Origin of the sequence: Streptomyces arenae, assembly GCF_022343545.1 — a bacterium.
Lineage (GTDB): Bacteria > Actinomycetota > Actinomycetes > Streptomycetales > Streptomycetaceae > Streptomyces > Streptomyces humi.
The window spans coordinates 59,186-80,905 of the sequence record NZ_JAKQYH010000088.1 but is presented as its reverse complement, the minus strand read 5'-3'; the positions used below and the strand labels follow the sequence as shown (position 1 = coordinate 80,905).

General features: G+C 65.6%; 13 protein-coding genes and 9 pseudogenes. 11 read left to right on the top strand and 11 right to left on the bottom strand.

Annotated features, from left to right (window positions below; all coding sequences use genetic code 11):
- Position 1 precedes the first annotated feature (1 nt).
- Positions 2 to 1,150, bottom strand: a complete 1,149-nt coding sequence (locus MB828_RS41105; protein ID WP_301652613.1) for a low temperature requirement protein A — start codon at positions 1,148 to 1,150, stop codon at positions 2 to 4.
- A gap of 576 nt (positions 1,151 to 1,726) precedes the next feature.
- Positions 1,727 to 3,772 carry an MDR family MFS transporter gene (locus tag MB828_RS41100; protein ID WP_301652612.1) on the bottom strand — a complete coding sequence of 682 codons (2,046 nt, stop codon included), beginning with the start codon at positions 3,770 to 3,772 and terminating at the stop codon, positions 1,727 to 1,729.
- 1,394 nt (positions 3,773 to 5,166) lie between these two features.
- Between MB828_RS41100 and MB828_RS41095 the strand changes: the two genes are divergently transcribed.
- The 5 genes and pseudogenes from MB828_RS41095 to MB828_RS41075 all read left to right on the top strand — a co-directional run bounded on the left by MB828_RS41095 (position 5,167) and on the right by MB828_RS41075 (position 9,271).
- Positions 5,167 to 5,766: a flavodoxin family protein gene (locus MB828_RS41095; protein ID WP_301652611.1), complete on the top strand. Its 600-nt coding sequence runs from the start codon at positions 5,167 to 5,169 to the stop codon at positions 5,764 to 5,766.
- Between the two features lie 44 nt (positions 5,767 to 5,810).
- The gene (locus MB828_RS41090) at positions 5,811 to 6,203 is read left to right on the top strand and encodes a nuclear transport factor 2 family protein (RefSeq protein ID WP_301652610.1); all 393 of its coding nucleotides are present in this window, start codon (positions 5,811 to 5,813) and stop codon (positions 6,201 to 6,203) included.
- 381 nt (positions 6,204 to 6,584) lie between these two features.
- A pseudogene (locus tag MB828_RS41085) lies at positions 6,585 to 6,749 on the top strand (transcriptional regulator); the annotation flags it as partial.
- A gap of 732 nt (positions 6,750 to 7,481) precedes the next feature.
- A complete protein-coding gene (locus tag MB828_RS41080; RefSeq protein WP_301652609.1) occupies positions 7,482 to 8,342 on the top strand; it encodes a helix-turn-helix domain-containing protein in 861 nt (286 codons plus the stop codon).
- Positions 8,343 to 8,428: 86 nt separating this feature from the next.
- Positions 8,429 to 9,271, top strand: a complete 843-nt coding sequence (locus MB828_RS41075; RefSeq protein WP_343236239.1) for a helix-turn-helix domain-containing protein — start codon at positions 8,429 to 8,431, stop codon at positions 9,269 to 9,271.
- Between the two features lie 183 nt (positions 9,272 to 9,454).
- Here the strand turns inward: MB828_RS41075 and MB828_RS41070 are convergent.
- Positions 9,455 to 9,654, bottom strand: a pseudogene (locus tag MB828_RS41070) (IS1380 family transposase); the annotation flags it as partial.
- 64 nt (positions 9,655 to 9,718) lie between these two features.
- On the opposite strand from MB828_RS41070, the pseudogene MB828_RS41065 reads away from it, so the two are divergent.
- Positions 9,719 to 10,366, top strand: a pseudogene (locus MB828_RS41065) (IS5 family transposase); the annotation flags it as partial.
- A gap of 66 nt (positions 10,367 to 10,432) precedes the next feature.
- Here MB828_RS41065 and MB828_RS46780 read toward each other — a convergent pair.
- Positions 10,433 to 10,627, bottom strand: a pseudogene (locus MB828_RS46780) (transposase); the annotation flags it as partial.
- Positions 10,628 to 11,022: 395 nt separating this feature from the next.
- On the opposite strand from MB828_RS46780, the gene MB828_RS41060 reads away from it, so the two are divergent.
- Both MB828_RS41060 and MB828_RS41055 read left to right on the top strand, forming a co-directional pair.
- A complete protein-coding gene (locus tag MB828_RS41060) occupies positions 11,023 to 11,976 on the top strand; it encodes a hypothetical protein (RefSeq protein ID WP_301652608.1) in 954 nt (317 codons plus the stop codon).
- An 83-nt stretch (positions 11,977 to 12,059) separates the two neighbouring features.
- On the top strand, positions 12,060 to 12,611 hold the full coding sequence (locus MB828_RS41055) for a hypothetical protein (protein WP_301652607.1): 552 nt from the start codon (positions 12,060 to 12,062) through the stop codon (positions 12,609 to 12,611).
- Positions 12,612 to 12,964: 353 nt separating this feature from the next.
- On the opposite strand, the gene MB828_RS41050 is transcribed toward MB828_RS41055, so the two are convergent.
- Both MB828_RS41050 and MB828_RS41045 read right to left on the bottom strand, forming a co-directional pair.
- Positions 12,965 to 13,948, bottom strand: coding sequence for a hypothetical protein (locus MB828_RS41050; protein ID WP_301652606.1), 984 nt, complete (start codon positions 13,946 to 13,948; stop codon positions 12,965 to 12,967).
- 154 nt (positions 13,949 to 14,102) lie between these two features.
- Positions 14,103 to 14,693 (bottom strand): annotated as a pseudogene (locus MB828_RS41045) (transposase family protein); the annotation flags it as partial.
- A gap of 108 nt (positions 14,694 to 14,801) precedes the next feature.
- Between MB828_RS41045 and MB828_RS41040 the strand changes: the two are divergent.
- Positions 14,802 to 15,146, top strand: a pseudogene (locus MB828_RS41040) (transposase); the annotation flags it as partial.
- 27 nt (positions 15,147 to 15,173) lie between these two features.
- Here MB828_RS41040 and MB828_RS41035 read toward each other — a convergent pair.
- Positions 15,174 to 15,908: pseudogene (locus MB828_RS41035) on the bottom strand (IS110 family transposase); the annotation flags it as partial.
- A 200-nt stretch (positions 15,909 to 16,108) separates the two neighbouring features.
- Here MB828_RS41035 and MB828_RS41030 point away from each other — a divergent pair.
- A pseudogene (locus MB828_RS41030) lies at positions 16,109 to 16,540 on the top strand (IS5 family transposase); the annotation flags it as partial.
- Between the two features lie 344 nt (positions 16,541 to 16,884).
- Here MB828_RS41030 and MB828_RS47050 read toward each other — a convergent pair.
- Positions 16,885 to 17,153: pseudogene (locus MB828_RS47050) on the bottom strand (transposase); the annotation flags it as partial.
- A 141-nt stretch (positions 17,154 to 17,294) separates the two neighbouring features.
- Between MB828_RS47050 and MB828_RS41025 the strand changes: the two are divergent.
- Positions 17,295 to 18,157, top strand: a protein-coding gene (locus MB828_RS41025; RefSeq protein ID WP_301652661.1) for an IS5 family transposase whose coding sequence is annotated in 2 segments (ribosomal slippage) — positions 17,295 to 17,669 and positions 17,672 to 18,157 — 861 coding nt in all. Because the reading frame shifts where the segments join, the coding sequence is not laid out codon by codon here.
- 500 nt (positions 18,158 to 18,657) lie between these two features.
- Here MB828_RS41025 and MB828_RS41020 read toward each other — a convergent pair.
- The 3 genes from MB828_RS41020 to MB828_RS41010 form a co-directional block, all read right to left on the bottom strand.
- Entirely contained in the window at positions 18,658 to 19,572 is a 915-nt protein-coding gene (locus MB828_RS41020) for an aldo/keto reductase family protein (RefSeq protein WP_301652605.1), read from the bottom strand.
- 342 nt (positions 19,573 to 19,914) lie between these two features.
- Positions 19,915 to 20,661, bottom strand: a complete 747-nt coding sequence (locus MB828_RS41015; RefSeq protein WP_301652604.1) for an SDR family NAD(P)-dependent oxidoreductase — start codon at positions 20,659 to 20,661, stop codon at positions 19,915 to 19,917.
- A 170-nt stretch (positions 20,662 to 20,831) separates the two neighbouring features.
- Entirely contained in the window at positions 20,832 to 21,716 is an 885-nt protein-coding gene (locus MB828_RS41010) for an aldo/keto reductase (RefSeq protein WP_301652603.1), read from the bottom strand.
- Positions 21,717 to 21,720: the final 4 nt, after the last annotated feature.

The window sequence follows — 21,720 nt, the reverse complement described above, 5'->3', positions numbered from 1 at the left end:
GTCAGCTTGGGCTCGGATCGGCCGAGGGACGGGCGTTGCTCTCGGCCTGTGCCCTCAGCCTCACGCGCGAGACGACCAGCGCCTCCACCACGTTCAGGGAGATCAGCACCATGGCGAGCAGAGTCAGCGAGGCAAGTGCCGGAATATGGGTGGCCAGTGGCAGCAACGCCAGAGAGAGCGCGGCGGCGGCAAGCCGTGAGGTGGCCAGACTGTGGGCGGTCTTCCAACGGGTGTATCCGAACGTGGCCAGGTAGAGCGCTGTGCCGCCGAACAGGAGGGCTGCGGTGGCGGTGTGCAGGTGAGCCAGTGGCTGCGGGATGATCTCACCGATGGCCGTCGAGATCACGATGATGCCGGCGACGAACGCCAGATGCCCGTACGCCAGCACGGTGCGGATCACGTCAATAGTGACCTCAGCGTTCCGCAGCGCGTGCCGGATCCCGTCGGCGGTGAACGCGAAGTAGACCCACCACAGGGCGCAGGCCACCACGAAGGCCACGGCCACCATGATGAGCCGGGCCGCCGTCATCGGATGGTGCGAGGCCGTGACTCCGATCGCCGCGACGGACTCTCCGAGAGCGATGAGCAGGAACAGTCTGTAGCGCTCGGACAGGTGGTGCGGCTCGAAGGAGATACGGGTCAGCCCGTCACGGGTCAGGTAGGGCACGATCAGATCCACCCCTGCCGCTGCAGCCCACAACGCGACCCTAGTGTTGCCGTGGATCAACCCGCCGACCAGGAGCAGGGGTCCCGTGATGAAAGCGCTGGCGGTGTAGGGGTTGAACACGACCGCGCGGTAGTGGCGCTGCGCCAGGACGCACAGCGCCAGGCGGGCCGCCCAGTAGCTGGCGCCGAACAGTAGCCCGCGCGAACCGTACGCCTGCGGTAGGGCCAGCGCCATGAACAGGCCGCACAGCCCGACCGTGAACACGCCCAGACGCTCAAAGGTCCGGTCCAGGTCATGCGTGTTGCCGTGCATCGTGGTGCCGCCCCAGGTCCAGAAGATGGGGATGAACACCACCACGGCCTGCCCGACCCCACGCCAGTCGTGGTCCGCATGCAGGAGGCTGGCCACCTGGGTGACCGCGACGACGAACACCAGGTCGAAGAACAACTCCGCCCAGGTGACCTGTTTGTCCTGCTCGGGCATCCTGGGTGCATCTCCTACCGCTGTTGCAAGGTGCTGAGTCGTACCGACGAGAAGTTCAAGACCTGTTGGCGACGTAGCTGTCGGCGGAGTGCTGCAGCCTCGCCTGCTTCCAGTCCCGTACGGTTCACAGGCGAACCGAGGCAGGAGGGTCTTCATCGGAGGACAACAGCGGGAGAGCACGACGACTGCTCGCATATCAGGGCGACACCGACGGATCGCCGACGCACGTACTCAGCCTGGCACGGAGTGCAGCCTGGCTGAGAGGCAGAGATCCTTACCCTGTACGCCTGCTTCCAGGGATGAGATTGTTCGCGTTTCCTATCGACCGTTGGGCGAGACAGGCGCGGGATCTATGGGGACCATCCCGCTCCCCCCCCCGACCGCGTCGGCTTTGCCTTCGTACCCGCTCCGTCACCGTCACCACGCCCCCGTGGTTTTCCCCGCCCGCCCGGCCTGCAGGGGTCCAGAAAGCAGCGCTTCCAGGTCAGCCACACCACCGCCGAGCGCCGGCCAGTCGCGTCACCGACGTGTCCGAGCCACACATCCAGCATCCTGCCGCCCCTGAGCGCTCCGGGATCATTCCTGGTGCCTGCGATCCTGGGGTACCACGGCCTGCAGCCGCTCCCCATTGGAGGCCAGCAGTTGCGATGTCAGCGCCTCGACCAGTTCGACCAGGTCGGTCGGACGGTCGGGCCCCCACCAGTCGCCGAGCAGTTCGGTGAAAGTGTCCTCGCGGGCCGCTGCCAGCTTCGCCGCCGCCTCGCGCCCCTCTGCGGTGAGTACCAGGTCGATACCCTCGCGTCTGGCCAGATGCCGCTCTTCGATCTGCAGCACAGCGGTCTCGATCACCGCCAACGGCAGCTGGCTGTACTCAGCGAGCCGCGTCGGTGACAGGGATCTTTCCGGTCGCAGCGCCCGCAGCAGCAGCCAGCTGGAGGCGGGCAGCAGGTCGTATCCAGCTGTAGCGGTGATCTTCTCGTAGAGGCCGCGCCGCCCCTCTCGTGACCCGAGCACGGACAGGGCCCGGTGCACCTCCTCGCGCGAGGAGCGGTGCACGGGATGGACGCTGATGGTCTGCGCCATGTCGGGCGCGGTGACCGAGCCGCGCAGTCGGTCCTCCTTAAGAAACCAGGTCAGTGCGAAGGCGAGCAGGACGATCGGGGCCGCGTAGAGGAACACGTCGGTGATCGAGGTGGCGTACGCATGCAGCGCGGACGGGCGCAGCTCGGGCGGCAGTCCGGCCATGGCTCGCGGGTCGGCCTCAAGCGCGGCGGCCGCCTCTGAGTGTGCCGTGCCCGCGAAAACGCCGTTCAGCTTGTCGTCAAGCCGGTTGGTGAAGATCGTGCCGAAGACGGCGACGCCGAACGCGGAGCCGATCGACCGGAAGAATGTGACTCCCGAGGTGGCGACGCCCAGGTCCTCGTACGACACCGCGTTCTGCACGATCAGCACGAGCACCTGCATGACCAGGCCGAGCCCGAGGCCGAAGGCGAAGAAGTACAGGCTCATCTCGATGTCGCCAGAGGATTCTTTGAGCCGGTGCAGAAGCAACAGCCCCGCGGTGGTGACGGCGGTGCCGAGCACAGGGAAGATCTTCCAGCGTCCAGTGCGCGAGACGATCTGGCCGGAGGCCGTGGACGTCAGCAGCAGCCCGAGGACCATCGGCAGCATGTGCACACCCGACATGGTGGGTGACACACCCCGCACGATCTGCAGGAACGTAGGCAGGTAGGTCATCGCGCCGAACATCGCGAAGCCGATCACGAAGCTGATCGCTGAGGAGAGCGTGAACGTACGGATACGGAACAGCTTCAGCGGAAGCACCGGTTCGGCGGCTCGGCGCTCGGCGAGCAGGAACCATACGAGCAGCACGGTGCCCAGGGCGGCGGTTCCGATCAGCGGGGCCGATGCCCATCCCCAGGTCCTGCCGCCGAGCGAGGTCACCAGGATCAGGCAGGTCGCGACGGACGCGATGAGGAACGTGCCGACATAGTCGATCCGGTGTTTCACGGCCTGGACCGGGGTGCGCAGCGCGGCGGCAATCACGAGGAGGGCGACGGCGCCGACGGGCAGGTTGATGTAGAACACCCAGCGCCAGCTGAGATGGTCCACGAACAGGCCGCCGAGCAGCGGCCCGAGGACGCTGGTGGCGCCGAACACGGCACCGAACAGGCCCTGGTAGCGGCCCCGGTCCCGAGGCGGCACGATATCGCCCACGATCGCCATCGACAGGACCATCAGGCCGCCCCCGCCGAGGCCCTGCAGCGCACGGAAGGTGATCAGCTCGGACATGTTCTGTGCCAGGCCGCACAGCGCCGATCCGATCAGGAAGATCACGATCGCGGCCTGGAAAAGCTTCTTGCGCCCGTACTGGTCGCCCAGCTTGCCCCACAGCGGGGTCGCCGCAGTCGAGGCAAGCAAATAGGCGGTCACGACCCAGGACAGATGGCTCATCCCGCCGAGGTCGCTGACAATCGTCGGCAGCGCGGTGGAGACAATGGTCTGGTCGAGTGCCGAGATGAGCATGCCGAGCAACAGCGCGGCGATAGAAACGCGCACCCTGTGCCGACTTCCAGCCGGCGTCTGCGGGTCCACCGGCTTTTCGCCCAAGTCCTGGGCCATCGACGCCTCCTGAAGAAGAGTTTTCCTGATCTTGTCGCGGCTCGTACAGACCGCTCCGGCCGAAGCCAGGGGGGTCGATGGCCAAAGGCAGGCTCGGGCCCGCTGTGGACCGACGTCTCACCCCCGGAAGCTATCTGGGACCCGCAGAAGATCGCGCCGCGTCGAACCTTTCAACTTGATCCACGGCCATGTCCTCATCAGCCAGGCTCTTCCAGGGCCTTCACCGGTCGCGCCTGGGCGCAGGCAGACTTCCCGGTTCGACCAACGGTGAAGCACCCCGCCCCTGCTGATGCTTTCAGCGATCCTGGCAGAACAAGCGTGCCTTCCGGCGGTCGCGTCATCCCACTGGAAGTCCCAGTGAGCGACTCCGCCCCTCTTACACCGGGAAGAGGGGCTCTTTGTCCACGTCTGCAGACGACCGCCAGAGCCATGACCCGGGGGGGGAGTCGCACGCGGGATGAGTCCAAGCCGACCCGTTGGGGACGAAGTCGCCTTCCTGGAGGCAGTCTGTGACGAGCAGCACCCGCGTGCCGGGCCGGGGAGGGCTCCCGACCAACCCGTTCCGAGCGTCCTCGCCTACTGAATCGTCAGTAAAAATACTCTCCGTCGATTCCTATGTCTGGGCAGGTGACGCTAGAGACGATAGCTCCGAGGGCATCGGATCCGCATCGAGATAAGGGGGGAGGAATCTATCCCCTGCAGGTACCCCACCGGAGGAGAGGAGACTTCCCTTCTTTTCCTCTCTCCAATGGGAAAGGTTATTGGCGGGCGCAGAACCCGCGGGGATAGATACGCGGGCGCGTACCGCGCCCGCTACCGGACGTGCCGTCGCCAACGAACAGTTGACAGGTCATCGCGTAGAGCCGGCAGCAGACTTCTGATGCACCATCAGCGGCTACTCCTCGGCCGACCCTGCAGCTCCCTGTGAAGCCTTCAAGGGGCCGAGGCCAATGCCCCCGTTCAGCCTCAGCCGGAAAGAAGCCAGCCACAGAGGACAAAACCACACCCCGGCCGCGATCGGTCGTCGGTCCATCCAACGGCCACAGCACACGCCAGCCGCCGTTTCCCTGGCAGGGCACCGGCTTTCGCTGCATCGCCCTGCTCGTGTGGGCCCTCGTGCACCGCGGGAAACGCTCCGCAAGAGGAAAGCAACTGACGCCCGGCCCAACGCACTCACCGAAGCACGACCGCTTGCCGTGCTTCCGGGAACTCGCACTCACAAAAGCTAAGGGCATTGCAGTAGATCACGTTGGGGGTGGGATGTTGTCCTACAGGGGAGAGCGCCTTCCCAGGGCATGCTCAGCCGGGGTACGCATTCTTCCCCCTCACACCGCTCGTGTCCGATGCCATGCTGGCTGCGTACCTTGATTCACTACCCGGAAAGCTACACCACCATGTCTTCTTCTGACCGTCCCGTCGTCGCTATCGCATTCCACTCGGGCTACGGCCACACCGCCGTCCTGGCCGAGGCCGTGGCACGCGGCGCGGACGAGGCCGGAGCCCAGGTCGTCCCGATCCCCGTGGACACGATCACCGAGGAGCAGTGGGCTCAGCTGGACAACGCGGACGCGATCATCTTCGGTTCCCCGACCTACATGGGCACCGCCTCGGCAGCCTTCCACGCCTTCGCCGAGGCCACCAGCCAGCGGTGGTCCGTCCAGGGCTGGACCGACAAGATCGCCGCCGGATTCACCAACTCCGGCGGTAAGAGCGGCGACAAGTCCTCCACCCTCGGCTACTTCTCCACTCTGGCCGCCCAGCACGGCATGCACTGGGTCAACCTCGGCCTGCTGCCCGGCTGGGGCAGCACCACAGGCAGCGAGAACGACGTCAACCGTCTCGGCTACTTCCTCGGAGCCGGCGCCCAGACCCCGACCGACACCGGCCCCGAGGGTGTCCACAAGGCCGACATAACCACCGCTGAAGCCCTCGGCGCCCGTGTCGCCCGCGTCGCCTCGATCTTCAAGGCCGGCATCACCGCCGTCGCCGCCTGATTTCCGGCATCTCCCTGCCCGCTGCCCCCGCCGAAGGAGCTCCCATGTCCGACTCCGCGAACATCACCCTCGTCCGTCGCCTCTATGAATCCGGCATGGCCCCGGAGGTCACCGCGGAGATCCTCACACCAGACTTCGTCTGGGACATCACGCCCGGCTTCCCCCACGGTGGGATCTACCACGGCTGGGACAACGTGGCCCGTGACTTCTTCGGCCCGATGAGGCCGAACTACGAGTCATTCGGATCCGTCCCCGAGCACTACTACACGGACGACCATGGCCACGTCTTCGTGCTCGGGCACTACCACGCCGAGACCAAGACCGGGAACAAGGCGGATGTGCGATTCATCCACCTGTGGACCATCCGGGACGGCAAGATCGCCGGCCTGGTGCAGGCCGCGGACAGCCATGTCCTGCAGCAGGCGCTGAACAGCTAATCCCCTCCCCCAACCCGGCCTGCCCATGCCGCATGCGCATGGGCAGGCCGTCTGGCATCCTCCCGGGCAAAACGAAGATCCCCTGGATCGTGCCCGCCACATGCCGCTGAACCGCCGACGGACTGACAGTCAGCCGGCGTATAGACCACGGGTGCTCGACTGCACACGTTCTGCCACGAAGGTGGCCGCGAGATCACCGACATCGACATCCCCAGGTCACCGCACTCAACCCTCATCCCCGGCCCCCGCGCCGCTTCTCCCCTGCAACTGCGCCCGCCACGCCGAATCCCGGCGAAGGATCTCTCCTACTTCTCCAGAGCAGGATGTCCAGGGACAAGGTCTCTCCCTCATCGATCTGGACATCGTGCGATTCTGGGAAGCATGAGTCGTGACCTGCACCTAAATAAGCTGGGCGAGTTCCTCAAAGCACGGCGTGCCCGCCTCAGCCCAGCCGACGTAGGCCTCCCCACCACCAGCGAACAACCACGACGGGTGGCCGGCCTGCGCCGTGAGGAGGTTGCGTTGCTCGCCTCCATCAGCGCGGACCAGAACCTCATGGCCTCCAGCATCGCAACCTGATCATTCGTCAGACCAGCTGCCAGACAGCGCGTTTCGTTGGCACGGGCACAGGGTCGCCACGTGCCCGTCCGCTCAGCGATAGGAAGAACTCCACGCTTTCTTTGCCGCGCGCCATCAGCAACAACTGCTCATCCGTGTGGAGCAGGCACGGCACCGGACGCCGACTCCCCTCCGACCCGGAGGCTGCGTACTTCGCTGCTGTCTGATCCCTGCTCACAGCAAACGTGCTCCGCGGAAGCAGATTCCTCGCGTCCGAGGCGCGGAAGGTCGCCTTCCGCTCGCTTCACAGCGGACTGACAATCGTCCCGGAACACCAGAGGATGGTCTGTCCGCGGCGGCAGCACATTTCGTTGCAGGCGGTGAGGCGCACACCTGCCCGTAGCCCGTGCCCCATCATCGCCACCGGCATGGGGGGCCGACTGGTGATCGTGCCTGCCTGCGGCCCTCGAATGGTCCGACGAAGGCGTCAGCAGACCCGCCAACCCTCATCTGGGTGCTGCGTATGGCACGGCTCCTGCCATACGTATCCTCGTGACATGAGTCCGCCGTCACCTCGGTTGTCGACTCGGGACTCGGCCTCCCCTCTCACACCCCTCCCTGACAAACCTAGCAAGGGGGGTGAAAAACATCCTGGGAACCGCGTTCCTGGTATAAAACTCTCCCCGGCAGGTCGGCCGGACTTAAGTGCAGACTGAACCAATGACCAATAACGCCCACCTCAAGGAGCTGGGCGAGTTCCTCAAGGCCCGCCGCGGCGAGCTCAGCCCTTGCACCGTCGGCCTGCCCAGCACCAGCCCACGCCGTGTCCCGGGGCTGCGCCGGGATGAAGTAGCCAAACTCGCCTCCATCAGCACCGGGTACTACACCCGCCTCGAACAGGGCCACATCCAGCCCTCCGGTCCGATCCTGCAGGTCCTCACACACGTCCTGCACCTCAACGACGACCAGCGGGGGCAGCTCTTCGAGCTGGCCAGCAAGGACAGCGCCCGACCCCGCCGCCACAGAGTGCAAAAGGTTCAGCCGGTACTGCAACGGCTGCTCGATGACCTCACCTTCACGCCTGCCGTCGTGATGGGCCGGCGGCTCGATGTCCTCGCTTGGAACGCCCTCGGTGCCGCCTTGGTCACCGACTTTTCCCGAATCCCCGAGAAACATCGCAACTACGTGCGCATTCTGTTCACCGACCCCGCCATGCGCACCCTGTACGCCGACTGGGACTGTACGGCTCGCCTTTGCGTGGCCATGCTGCGCATGGAGGCTGCCAAGTACCCTCAGGACGCCCGCCTGGCCGCACTGGTCGGCGAGCTGTCTGTGCAAGATGACGACTTCCGTACTTGGTGGGGCAACCACCGGGCGTCCTCCGTGACCATCGGCGCCAAAGCACTCCACCACCCCATCGCCGGCGACCTCACTCTTCACTGGGACACTCTCACCGTCGGCACCGCCTCCGACCAGCACCTCACCGTATGGACCGCCGAACCCGGCACCCCCAGCGGCGACGGTCTGCGCCTGCTGGCCTCTTGGGCTGCCAACAACGGCGGGAACGCCTCCGCCACCTGACCTGCCATAGGAAAGATTCGTTCTGGGGCCGGGAACCTAGGAAAATGATGCCCCCCTTCACCCTCACGCGCCCCATCCCTGGGATCATGGCAGGCATGGTTCGAGAGCCACAGCTGAGCCGCCTGGGCGAGTTCCTCAGAAGGCGCCGCGCCGAGATCGATCCCGAAGAAGCGGGCCAGGCCACAGCCAGGCGGACGCGCCGCGTCCCCGGCCTGCGCCGGGAGGAGGTCGCACGACTCGCCGCGATCAGCACCGACTACTACACCCGTCTGGAACAGGGGCGCGTCCAGGCTTCCGAGCCGGTCCTCGCTGAGCTGGCCAAAGTGCTGCGCCTCAACGACGATCAGCGCATCTACCTGTTCGAACTCGCAGGCAAGGGAGCCGCGCCCCGGCAAGCGGCCGAAGGTCCACAGCAATTGCAGCCCCAGTTGCGTCGCATACTCGATGACCTCAACACCACGCCCGCATTCATCGTCGGACGACGCACCGACATCCTTGCCTGGAACCACACCGCCGCCTCGCTCTTCTGCGACTTCGGCAAGATCCCCGAACCCGAACGCAACTTCATCTGGCAGATGTTCACCGACACACCGATCCGACGCAGTCACGCCCGGTGGGAAGAATCCGGTCAAATCAGCGTCGCCCAACTGAGGATGGAAGCCGCCCGGTACCCCGATGACCAGCCACTGGCAGCGCTCGTCCGTGAACTCTCCAAGCGCAACCCCCACTTCCGGCAGTGGTGGACTGAGCATGAAGTGCAGACACGCACAGGCGGCCACACCACGCTCTACCACCCCGACTTCGGCGAGCTCGAGGTGGACTGGACCACTCTCCTATGCGCCGACGACCCCGACCTGCAACTCATCATGTGGACCACGGAACCCGGCACCCCGGCCCACGACGCCTTTCGGCAGCTCAGCACGGGCTGAGGCCCCCACTGGTACGACCGGAAACCCTCGCCTGAGCGGCGCACACTCAGCTCGTGACAGAGCCGCGCAGGTCCGGGGCGACGAGCTGAGCGACCGCGGAGAAGAGACGGAATCGCAGGCGGCGGGGTTCCCAGAGTCGGCCTTGCCGGTGAGGGCGAGCATGGGCATCAAGGCCAGCAGGTCGAGGGCGATACCGGCCGAGTAGGACAGCCAGCGCCCCGCTGGGCGAGCCAGGAAACGAAGTCGTGGGTGCCGCCGGCGGAGTCCGTGCGGATCAGGGTCTACCGCCCCCGCCGGTAGCGCTTCGGCAGTTGAGCCAGGGCGAGTTGGGCGGTGGTGATGTGGTCGGCTGCCGTGTTCGAGCCCGCGTTTCCCGGCCTAACACCGTGTCGTACATGGTCAGTTGGTCGTTAGCCGGGTCAGGGGGCGTGGGCGGTGGGGATGGAGCGGGCTCTACCGCCGTGTTTCGGAGCTTCGAAGTCGACGGTGCACCGTCGGTTTTTGATCTGGTCGCGGGCGGGCGTCTGGGGACGGCTGCACCAGAGGGTGCTTGAGATGCTCGCCGGCCACGGCCTGGTCGACCTGTCCCGGGCGGTACTGGACTCCGCCCACGTCCGCGCCAAAAAAAGGGGGCGAACTTGCAGGTCCGTCGCCCGTTGACCGGGGCAAGCCGGGTTCCAAGATGCACGCCTGTCCGACGCGAACGGACTGCCCCTACGCGTCGGCCTCTCCGCAGCGAACACACACGACAGCCTCGGGCTGAAGCCGATGGTCGCCCATTTCCACATAGGACACGAATCCCACAGCGACCATTCCAAGCCCCAGCGACTGCATGCCGACAAAGCCTACGATGTTCCTGACCTGCGTCAATGGCTGCACAGCCAGCACATCGGCGTCCGCATCGCCCGCAAGGGAATCGACTCAAGCGAACGACTGGGCCGCCGACGGTGGGTCATCGAGCGCACCCTGTCCTGGCTGACCGGCTACCGCCGCCTGTCACCCCGCTACGAGCGGCATCCCCGCAACTACCTGGCCTTTCCCGGACTCGCCGCCGCCCTCTGCTGCTACAAACGCCTCGGCAAACTGACCATGTAGGACACGGTGTAACGAGTTGGTGCGTGGTAGCGGGTGAGGCGTGTTTGGCCTGGTCGTGGACTGTGTTCAGGTGATGCTGGTGCGGTCGGAGACGAGGCTGGCGATGGCGCGGTAGGTGTCGGACAGACGGTCACGGCGGTGGGTCCAGCGAGTCAGTTGCTTCCAGCGTTTGTGATCGGCGAGGGCGTGTTCGACGGTGATGCGGTCGGAGGAGTGCCCGTGGCGGTCGCGTTCCCACTGTTCGACTCTGTCGGGCAGTGCTCAAAGGCCGTCGGTTCGTGGTTTCCGAAGGGCATTCAAGACTGAACTCATGGGTAGTAGGGCCACAGTGGCCGCAGGGAGCACCAGAGTTCGTCTGGGTGCGCTGCACCGGCCGACTCAATCGGGCGGTAAGCGATCTCGGATGGGCAACGTCCGCTGAGAGCGCGTCGGGGCCAGTTGGATGCTGCCCAAGCCATCCATCACCAGCTGCATCACCTAGGATCCTCGCCGCCTGGGGCAAAGCGCGACTCAGAGTGACTGGGAGCCTCCTGGGAGCCGAAGCCGTCTTCGAGCCCTACGCGCCGACGGCGACCTGGACACCTACGGCTCCTGGAAACCGCACGTCCACATCTCGATCGTCAACACTCCACAAGATCCTCGAATACGACGTCCCGGTGACCTCTGAATCCGATGGATCCGAGCCCATACCCTGTGACGAAGACGCCAACGGCACAGACACCTGCCCTACCGCCCCGGTCGATTCCAAGGCTTCGCCGCTCGTTGACCCCGTCGAGGGCGTCGGCTTCGAGAACCTGTACATCACCCAGGTGCTGCCCGGGCAGAGCTCGACAACGGCCGTCCACAACTACGGCCACATGGACCCGGCGGCGGAGATGAACGGCATCGTCTTCAAGTGGGCCGTCAATGACTGGGTCAAAAACGTCAACATGTCCATGACCGGATCGCACCCGATCGTGACCGAGGAAGCGAAGAACCTCACCATCACGGACAACTACCTCGGTGGCGCCTGGAACAAGGGCAAGGGCGGTAACGGCTACTTCCGAGGTTCCCGGGTCTGGGACTCGGTCTACGCCGGCAACACCACCCGTAACCTCCGTCACTTCACCTTCCAGTGGTCCGCATCGGGGAACGTCGCCATCGGCAACGACTTCGACTCGGACCTAAACCTCCACGGCGGCTGGGAACGCAACAACCTGTTCGAACTCAACACATCGACAGTTCCCTACGAGCACAGATCGGGAAGCTGCTACAGCAATTGCGGCGACGAGGGCGGCAACGCCCCTGACGACTCGACTTGGTTTCCGATCTGGTGGGCCGCCGGCCAAAAGGCCGTCAAGTGGTCCGGCTCATCCGGCCCCAACAACGTTTTCTTCAACAATACGATGAAGAAACAACTCTCCTACGGCAGCGGCTACACGGACTACTATGCCGACCACAACCGCATCTACAGGTTCGGCTGGGGCGCCTCGGGCTGGACCCATCTGACCAGCGGCGGTGGCCCGATCAGTGACTGGTCCCACCACGAACTGCTCGACTACACCGGCAGCGGAGTCGACTCCAGCGCCACCAGCCAGAACGACTCCTTGTTCCTGCTGAACGTCACCTGAGAGCAAGTCGTGCACGCCTGGCTCCGCAGCCACCGGTTCCTGGCGCGGAGCCAGGCGTGCACTACACATACGGAGGAAGTCGCGTGACCGGAAAAATCGAGACTGTCGTGTCGGGAGATCCCGAGAACACCTATATCCATGCGGCCGAATTCCCCGTGAACTATGCGCAGTTCTACGTGCTCGACCGCAACCTTCACCGCACCGTTCACCCTGAACCGAAGGCGCCCGGAGAATCCCACGCAGGCATCCTGCGAACCGTACGTGGTGGGGCCTTCCTGGTCACCGGCCTCAACAGTGGTGTCACCGACCTGACGGTATCGGTCCATGCCCGGGAGCCGGATCCGCTTCTTGGGGATTACGAGGACGCGGTCGAAGTGAGCCTTCAAGTCGACACTGAAACGGTCCTTGTCAGTGCCTGGGAAGGCGGCGGCAAGTTCATCGTTCTGCCACCCATGCCTGCTGGGGCGGGCTGGTACCGCCTGCGCTACCACGCCCGACACATGGACCAGGCGTTCGACCTGTACTCCGCCGAGCCGATCGACGCCTTCCACCTGCAGATCTGGGCCGAACCTCAAAGCGATCCAGAGGTCCTTCAGATCACCTCGAACCGAGCCCGCCACTGGCTGTCCGTCTGACCCTCGAAAACCGAGGAACCGGAGGGAGCGACGCCCCAACACCATAGCGAGCACTGCAGGCCCATCGGCCGGGCAGTACATCGCGCAGAGGTGCAGGCCGTCGGACCGACCCCGAGGCCAAGGGGCACATGGGCGCCGCCCGCCCAAGCCGGCCGACAAGATCGACAACGTGCCCACCGCGTGCCTCGGCCTCCAGTCCATCGCCTCCCTGGCCCGTGACCAGGACGTCAGCCGCGGGCCTGTTCGTACGGACGCCGCCGACCTCTTGCCCGAGCACATCGCAGGCGATGAAGGTACCCCCCGGCTCCGGTACTGATCGCTGGCCCGCTGCTCGCGCCCAGCAGGATCGATGCTCACCGGACCTGTGCGGGCCCGGGTTTACCCGGGCCCGCTGAGCCGGCGGTGTCAGCCGATGCCGTTGGCGCGTAGGGGGCCGGGCGTGGCCCGGAGTTGCGTAGGCGGTACTCGACGATGCCGGGTTGGCCGACGGTGGAGGTATAGCGGAGCGCCGCCCCGACGGAGAGGCCGAACAGGTCACAGATGCGGCGGGGGTCTCCGCCGGTGGATGCGGCTTCGTGTAGGAGACGGTCCTCGCGAAGCCGACGGGCGGGGATGCCGAGAGTGTCGTTGATCCACACGTGGCTGACTCGGCCGGTGCCGCAGGCGGTGGTCTGGGAGATGAACACGTGCGGATTGGCGGTGCGTGGCCACCGGGTGGTTCGGTATGCCCGGTACTTCTCCAGGCGGGTCCGTACTTCGGTGGCAAGCAGTACGGTGCGGTCCTTCAGGCACAGGCGGCCGTCACAGAGGTCAGTAGTCACCATCGTTTGCAGCTCTTTGGAGGTGAGCCCGTGAAAGATGATCAACGATGCCAGGGCCGCTCTTGGAGTGGCCTCGTCCTTCAGGGGCTCGCGGAGGTCAGCCACCTGTACCGGTAGCGGCACGGTTGGGAAGGTGCTGCCGCCGGAAATCTGGGTGGTGGGATCGGTGAAGATGAGCCCTCGGCGCTTCAGGAGGCGCAGGATGTGCCGCAGGCCCTGCAGCATTGCCACGCGCGGTGTTCCCCCGCCGGGGAGTACAGCGAGGACATCGGCACGCGTGACAGACCGAAGCGATTCCTTGCCGTCGGCGGCCCACGTCCGCAGGGCGGGCAGCGACTCGTACACCTTCTTGTGGATCCACTGGTGCGGGCGGGCCTTGACCCGTGGCGCAGATGTCGCACCGCGGAGAACCAGCTCGAACCAGGCGGTCAATTCACCGACCATCGGTTCCGGAAGCGAAGCGGTCTGCTCCTGGAACCAGGTAACGATCCGCGGGATGCGATCGTCGTCGAGCATGCCTACTTCGGTAAGTAGCTTCAAGATCGGCTTGACTGGCAGGTGCAACCTCGACAGGGGCACGACGTCGGTTGCCCGGATCGGCGCGCCGGGGGTGTCCTGCAAGGCGAGCAGGATGCGCTCGGCGGCTTTCATCCGCAGGTTCCAGCGCGGTGCGGGCGGCCGTGGCGTCGTGCATACGTCCAGGTCGCAGGGCATCGGTCCATAACGTGCGGCCACGCCAGTCCGCGATTACGGTGGCCTTCATCGTGTTCTGCTTCTTCTTGCCGGAGACGAACGCGCGTCGGCCACCACGTCCGGCCGGTGGCCGGCGGACCTGGATCTCGGTGGCGTCCAGGCGCAACTCGATGCCCTCGGCCTGAGCGTAGGCGAACACATCCGGCAGCGTCCGCAGACGCAGGCCAGGGCGGTCGGGGACCGCGCATCCCCGCTCAGCCAGGAGCCGACGTATCTCTCCGATCGCGCGGGTGATGGTGGAGCGGTCGACGCCGAACAGCAGGCCCAGCACCGAGTGCGGCAGGTCGTGCCGCAGATGGATCAGTGTGGCCACCAACCGGTCGACGAACACCAGCTGATGGCGGGCGCCGGCGCCCGCGGCCCGCTTCCGGACTCCACCGCGTGCAGCATGACGGCGGCCCTCGAGGTTGGCCTGCCACGGAGTCGCCAACTCCTCAACCAGGCGGGCTATATGACGCCGAGAGACCCCCGTGAACAGCCGATGCGCCAGCACCGCCCGATTGACCATGATCGCCACAGTCGGATCATGCCACCAGCCAGGTGCGACACCTCACCCGCTATCACGCACCAACTCGTAAGAGGTCATCTCATTTGAGGTGTTCGATAGGCTCCAGGTGTGGGGATCGTTGAGCGGCTGGTGCCAGATGAACTGTGGGAGTTGTTCCAGCGAGTGGTGCCGGAGGCGCCGAGTCGACCTCAGGGCGGCGGCCGGCGCCGGCACGGTGACAGGGAGGTACTGGCGGCGATCGTCTTCGTGGCCACGTCGGGCTGTACATGGCAGCAAGTGCCGTCCGCCTCGTTCGGACCGTCGAGACCCACGGCTCACCGACGTTTCACCGAGTGGTCGAAGGCTCGGGTGTGGGCGAAGCTCCACCGCCTGGTCCTCGACGACCTCGGCTCCCGCGGTGAACTGGACTGGTCCCGCTGCGCGATCGACTCGGTGAACACGCGGGCCCCGAAAAGGGTGCCCCTATGGTCTTCGTCAAGCTGTCTGCTCGTCGAGCGCAGTGAAGATGTCGTCCACCAGGCGCTCGGCCATCCGCGGTGCCTTCGGTCGCAGCAGCGTGACCAGGCGGCGGCGTCCGGCCTTGCGGATCTGCGCGGGTGAGCCGAAACGCTGCAGCAGGGCGAGGACAGCCGGGTGGTCCAGGCGGGGGCCCAGGACCTGCTCGAGGGAGGGGTGGATCTGGATGAGCAGGCCGCGCAGCCGGTTCTTGATGCGGGTGGTCTCGGTGGTGAGGTCGTCGTCGAAGCCGACGATCATCTGCAGCTCGGCCGTGGTCTGGTCAGCCGGGTCGATGGCGAGGAGCGTGTGCGGCATGGTGCGGGCCGCGTCGGCGATGACGTAAGCGTCCCTCGCGTCGGTCTTCGCTTCGCCTGGATACAGGTCGGCGAGGCGGCGCATCGTCAGGCCCGGCAGGTAGGCGACCTGGCAGCCCATGTCCCGGGCGACCGCCAGAGGCAGGGCGCCTATGGAGGCAGGCTGGTCGACCACGACGAGCACGGTGTCGTGCTTGGCTTGGAGCTTGGCGAACAGCTCGCGCAGCTTCGGCTCGGTGTTGGGCAGGGGCTTGTCGAAGGCCTTCTTCCCGGCCGGAGTCAGGGCGGTGGCGTGGTACTCGCCCTTGCCGACGTCCAGGCCCAGATACACGTCGACGGTCTCGTCCTCGGTCACGCGATCCTTGCTCCCCAGCTCCGAACCGTCCCGGCCTGCCTGCGGCATCAGCGTGCCGGCATCCACGTTACGGAGAGCTGCCTCACCCGGTACGGGGTCGGCGCCCATGCCCCTGATCAGCGGTCTGCCGATGCCTCCGTGCCCGGTGACAGCACCCTTTCGATCATCACTGACAGGGGACCAGAATCATGCCGGGACCGGAGGCCGGGAGCCCCGTTGCAGGGCCACGAAGAAGGTAACGGGACCTGACAGGTCCGAATCCGGTGGATCGGGGCAAGTAGGGCTCGAAGATCCACTTGATCACCGAGCGCACCGGCCTGCCGCTGTCCGTCGGGATATCCGGAGCCAACCTGCATGACAGCCAGGCCCTCGAACCGCTCGTGCGCGGTATCCCGCCCATCCGCTCCCGCCGCGGTCCGCGCCGACGGCGGCCTGCCAAGCTGCATGGCGACAAGGGCTACGACTACGACCACCTGCGTCGATGGTTACGTCAGCGTGGCATCCGGCACCGCATCGCCCGCAGGGGCATCGCGTCTTCCAAAGGGCTGGGACGTCATCGCTGGACCATCGAGCGCACCATGGCCTGGCTAGCGGGTTGCCGGCGTCTGCATCGCCGCTACGAACGCCAAGCCAGCCACTTTCTAGCCTTCGCCAGTATCGCCTGCACCCTTATCTGCTAGCGCCGACTGACCAGATGAGCTGACCGGTGGGCTATCGATGGGCCCGCAGAGCAAGTTGAGGTAATCCTCGTCTGTCGTCTGCGGAGGGTCCCAGTCGTCCGCCGGAGGTATCTCAGTGTCTCGCATCGTCCACTCCATCCATCTGGTTCTACTGGTACTGACGCGCCCTGTGGCTGCCGCCTCACGCCAGCCACGACATCATCATCGCAATGCCTCATGGTCATCGAGGACATGATGTGCCGAAAGACGGAAGCACGCGCGATACAAGTTCATGCGCCCCTACTACTTGAGCCACCACGTCCACTTCTCCGTGCTCTACCGGCGGGCCAAATGAGATGGCTTGTAAGGAGGGCGGCGACGGGCTCACCGGTTCCGCCTGGTCCGTAGTCGAGGAAGGCCATCAGGGGGTGATGACCGTAGGTCTTCTTCCAGGTCAGGGCCGCTTCCTCCTTGTCGAAGTGGGCGACCACGAGGGCGCCGTCGAGGTCGATTGGCGACCTGGCCGTCGGCTCTCGGGGCGTTCTTGCCGGCCAACGACCAGGTACGAACGGAATTCGAACCGTGCGGAGCGGATGGCCTGCAGGGCTTTCTCGCCGGAGGCGGCGAGGGTGTCTGATCAGGCGGCACCGCCCGCGAAGGTGATGACTACCGGCTGGTGACCAGCCTGCTCGACGCTCGTTGCTATCCCGCCCGCCAGCCAGCCGCGTCACCAACCTGTCCGGACAGCACACCTAGGCAGTTTCGTTTGGATCAGTTGGTCGTTGGTCCGGGTGTGTCGTTGAGTGATGCGCAGTGGGCGCGGGTCGAGCCGTTGCTCCCGGACCGGACGCCCAAGCGGGGTGGGCGCTGGCGTGATCACCGGGAGGTGATCGACGCGATCGCCTTCAAGTTCCAGACCGGCACTCAGTGGGTGCATCTCCCGGAGAAGTACGGCAACTGGCGTGGCGTCTACAACCGGCTGCGGATGTGGGCCGTCGACGGCACCTGGGAGCGGGTGTTCACCGCGCTGATGGCCCAGGCCGACGCCGATGAGGACCTCAACTGGGCAGTCTCGGTGGACTCCACGATCGTGCGCGCTCACCAGCATGCGGCTGGGGCCCGCAAAAAGGGGCCCCAGCAGGCGAACCCGACGACCACGCCATCGGCCGGTCCCGCGGCGGGCTGACCACGAAGATTCACCTTGCTGCGGACGACCGCTGTCGGCCGCTGGCCTTTCATCTCACCGCCGGGCAGGCCGGGGATGCGCCCGCCTTCACGGACGTCATGGCCCGCCTGCGCATTCCCCGGCCGCGAGGACGACCCCGCACCAGGCCGGACGTGATCCTTGCGGACAAAGCCTATTCATCCCGCGCAATCCGAGAACACCTGCGCAAGCGCGGCATCCGAGCTGTGATCCCCATCCCGGCGGATCAGCGAGGCCACCGACTGCGACGGGGCAGCCGGGGAGGCAGGCCACCGGCCTTCGACCGCGAGACCTACAAGCAGCGCAACACCGTCGAGCGGTGCATCAACCGCCTGAAACAGTGGCGCGGGATCGCCACCCGCTACGAGAAGACCGCGACCATCTACCTGGCCGGACTCCACGTGGCAGGCATCTTCCTCTGGTCCGCCCGCTGATCCAAACGAAACCGCCTAGCGGCCGTCGTCCTGGACCCGGAAGCGGGGGTAGGACCCGATGGAGTGCTTCACCTGGGAAGTGCCTCCGTCGATGGCAGGAACAAGGGCCTCGACAATCCTCATTCTTGCTGGTCAGGGGCATTTTCTGAACCGATCATGGAACGGACAGGTCGAACAGGGTTCCAGGTCGGGTGATCTTCCAGCGATCGCGGCATGAAGACAGGGCCCCTTGGTATCTCGGAGGTACGAACCAAACCGAGAAGTACCCCGGGGCCCTGTCGTCGCAGTTGTACGCGCCCGAGTCCTTCTCAACTCGCTTACTCGATCATGCGATTGTCTCGTGCACGCGCTAGCAAATGACGCCGCACGCCTCCCCCACCCTAGTGAAACCACGCCTGACCAGCAGGAATCAAACGATCACATTCGGGTAAGAGGCGCGGAGGTGCTGGACACCCTGATCCGATGCCGTCTTGGCAGCGCGGGAGGAAGCCGCGCGTGGCTCAATCGTGCGTGGTGGGATCTACTTCACCCCATGCGAGACCTGCTCCGCGGTCCATGCCGCGGATGTAGTCCATGTCGGTCTCGTCGATGCGGAACGAGAAAACGTCCAAATTCTCGCGCATACGGACCGGGTTGGTGCTCTTGGGAAGCACCGGATAGCCATTCTGCACGCCCCAGCCAAGGAGGAACTGCGCCTCGGTCACACCGTATTTTTCCGCCAGCTTCCTGAAGGGGGCATCAGGCTGCTCTCCCTCAGTGCGCATTTCCTCCGTCTTTCCGCTTGCTTGACCAGGGGCGATGCGCCAAGTCGACAACGGAGCCAGACTGCTGTAGGCGATGGGGGTGATGCCTTTCTGGTTCAAGTAGGAGACCAGATCGGGCTTCTGCGACCAGGGGTGCAGTTCGATCTGGTTGGCGTGCGGAATGGGAAGTCCCGCCTCGATCAACTCGTCGATGTGATCGGAATTGAAGTTCGAAACGCCGATCGCGCGCGTCTTGCCGCTCTTGTATGCCTCAACCAGCCCCTGCCACTGTGCCAGGCGCTGCTCACGCCCGAACGTGGCGTGGATGAGATATAGGTCGACCTGCTCCAGACCGAGCCGGCCGAGGCTCTCGTCAATGGACTGCAGTGTCTCTTCGGTCGTTTTGGGGCGTTCCCCCGCCAGCGGCCACAGCTTGGTCGTCACGAACACGTCGCCGCGTTCGAGGCCTGCCTGCTGCATACCGCGCCGCAGCCCTTCACCGACGCCACGCTCGTTCTCGTACACCTCGGCGGTATCGACGTGTCGGTACCCTGCGGCGAGGGCGTTCTCGACGGCGGACGCGGTCTCTTCGTTCGGAATGAGATAAGTTCCGAAGCCAACAAGGGGGACCTTTACCCCGGTGGTCAACTCACGCTCGTGCGTACTGGTCATCGTCATCTCCTTGTCAGGTTGTGCATCTTGCTGGTTGTTTGAACAGTGGAGGGGTGTTTCTCGCTCCCTGTTGGCGAGGTAGACAGGGTTCACCATGGGATACGGGCGCCCGATTACCCGTGTACGACACGCTCAAGATCAACCCGATCGAGTGTGCATCTGAGCCCGAACCGCCTATGTACATAGGCTTGTACACGGACAGGCCCATGCGACGTCGCCGGACGGCTCACGCGGCTTGCCCATCGTGACAGGGGCACGCATCACTGCGGCTATGGCTGCGTCGCAGTTGGCTCGTAAAGTGCACGCGATGCCTTCCGCCTTGGCGCTGGACACGGGTTGTTGTCACCAGGGCAGTTGCTTGCCGTCCCTGAAGAAGAGGCCGGTGGGGCCGTCGTCGGGCAGGGTAGCGGCCCATACGACGCCTTTGGCGCCGTCGGCGACGGGGCGGGCAAATGCTTCAGTGCCGGGGCGTGTGGCGGTGACTCCGGGACATACGGCGTTGACGAGGATGTTGTCGCTCTTGAGCTCCTTCGCCATCTTGAGCGTGAGCCCGTTGAGTGCTGTTTTGGTCATGGCGTAGGCCGAGATCGGCATCGCGCCGAATCGCTCCATCTCGAATCCGGGGTAGTTGACCAGTCCGTAGTCGGGATCCCAGAACGACCCAGCTCCGCTGGACACGTTGACGATCCTGCCGCGACCACTGGCGATCAGGAGGGGCAGGAACTTCTGGGTGACGCTCCACGTACCGACCACGTTGGTCTGGAATTCAAGCAGCAGCTCGTCCATGTCCTTCTCCGCCACGCCAGGGGAGCCCACCATCATCGCGGCGTTGTTCACCAGGACGTCCAGCTTCCCGAACTGCGCGTTGACGCGCTGCATGGCCGTCGTCACGCTTGCGTGGTCGAGCAGGTCCAGTGCCAGGGCGGACGCCTCGATGCCCTGGTCGGCGAGCTCTGCGGCGAGGGGCCCCACCTGCTCGAGCTGCCGAGCGGACACGATGACATGGAACCCCTCGGCACCCAGCTGCCGGGCGGTCTCGAACCCCAGCCCTTCTCGTCGGCCAGACCCTGTGATCAGTGCAGTGCGCATGCTCTTGCCTTTCTTCGTCTAGGACGGCCCCCTCGGCAGCGAGCGCGCACGGTGATGCTCCGCGAGCCGCGCATGAAGGGGGCCGGAGATGCAGGCACCCGGCCGGAGGCAGGTCCTGGTCTCGGTGGAGGAGCCGCGACGAGCGGTGCCACCTCCCGGGGGACTGTCTTCTAGGCGTCGGGGATGACCATGTCGAACACATTGGTGCGGGCTGCGTCCGGGTCGGGTCCGTGCCGGACACCGGTGTCGAGGGCATCGATCGTGGCGAGTTCGTCGTCGGTGAGGGAGAAGTCGAAAACGTCGAAGTTCTCGGCGATCCGCCGGGGGTTGATCGACTTCGGGATGGCCGAGCGCCCCTGCTGCAGATGCCAGCGGAGCAGCGTCTGGGCCGGGCTCTTGCCGTGTGCCTGCGCGATGGCGGTGACGGCGGGGTCGTTCATCACGTTGCGGCGCTGCTCGCCCCAGCCCGGGTAGAAGGTGATCCCGCCGATCGGTGACCATGCCTGGGTCAGGATGCCGTGGTCGGTGTCGGCCTTCTGCACGGCCGGCTGGGTGAAGTACGGATGCAGCTCGATCTGGTTGACCGCTGGCACCACGCTCGTGCGCTGCATCAGGTCGGCCAGGTGGTGCGGCATGAAGTTGCTGACGCCGATCGCGCGCACCTGTCCGTCGGCGAGGAGCTTCTCCAGGGCGGTGTAGGCGGCCACGGTAGCGTCGAAGCGACTTGGGGCGGGCTGGTGCAGGATCAGCAGGTCCAGTTGCTCCACGCCGAGCTTGCGCGTGGCCTTGTCGAAGGCACGCAGGGTCGCGTCGGAGCCGTAGTCGCTGACCCAGACCTTGGTTTCAAGGAAGACCTCCGCGCGGTCGAGCCCCGAGCGGCGCAGGCCCTCGCCGACCTGACGCTCGTTCTGGTAAACGGCAGCGGTGTCGATGTGGCGGTAGCCGGTGGCTAGTGCTGTGGCGACGGCATCGGCGGTCTCCTCAGGGCTGCTCTGGAAGACTCCGAGGCCCAGGGCGGGGATGTCGACTCCGTTGTTGAGGGTGATGTTGATCATGGGT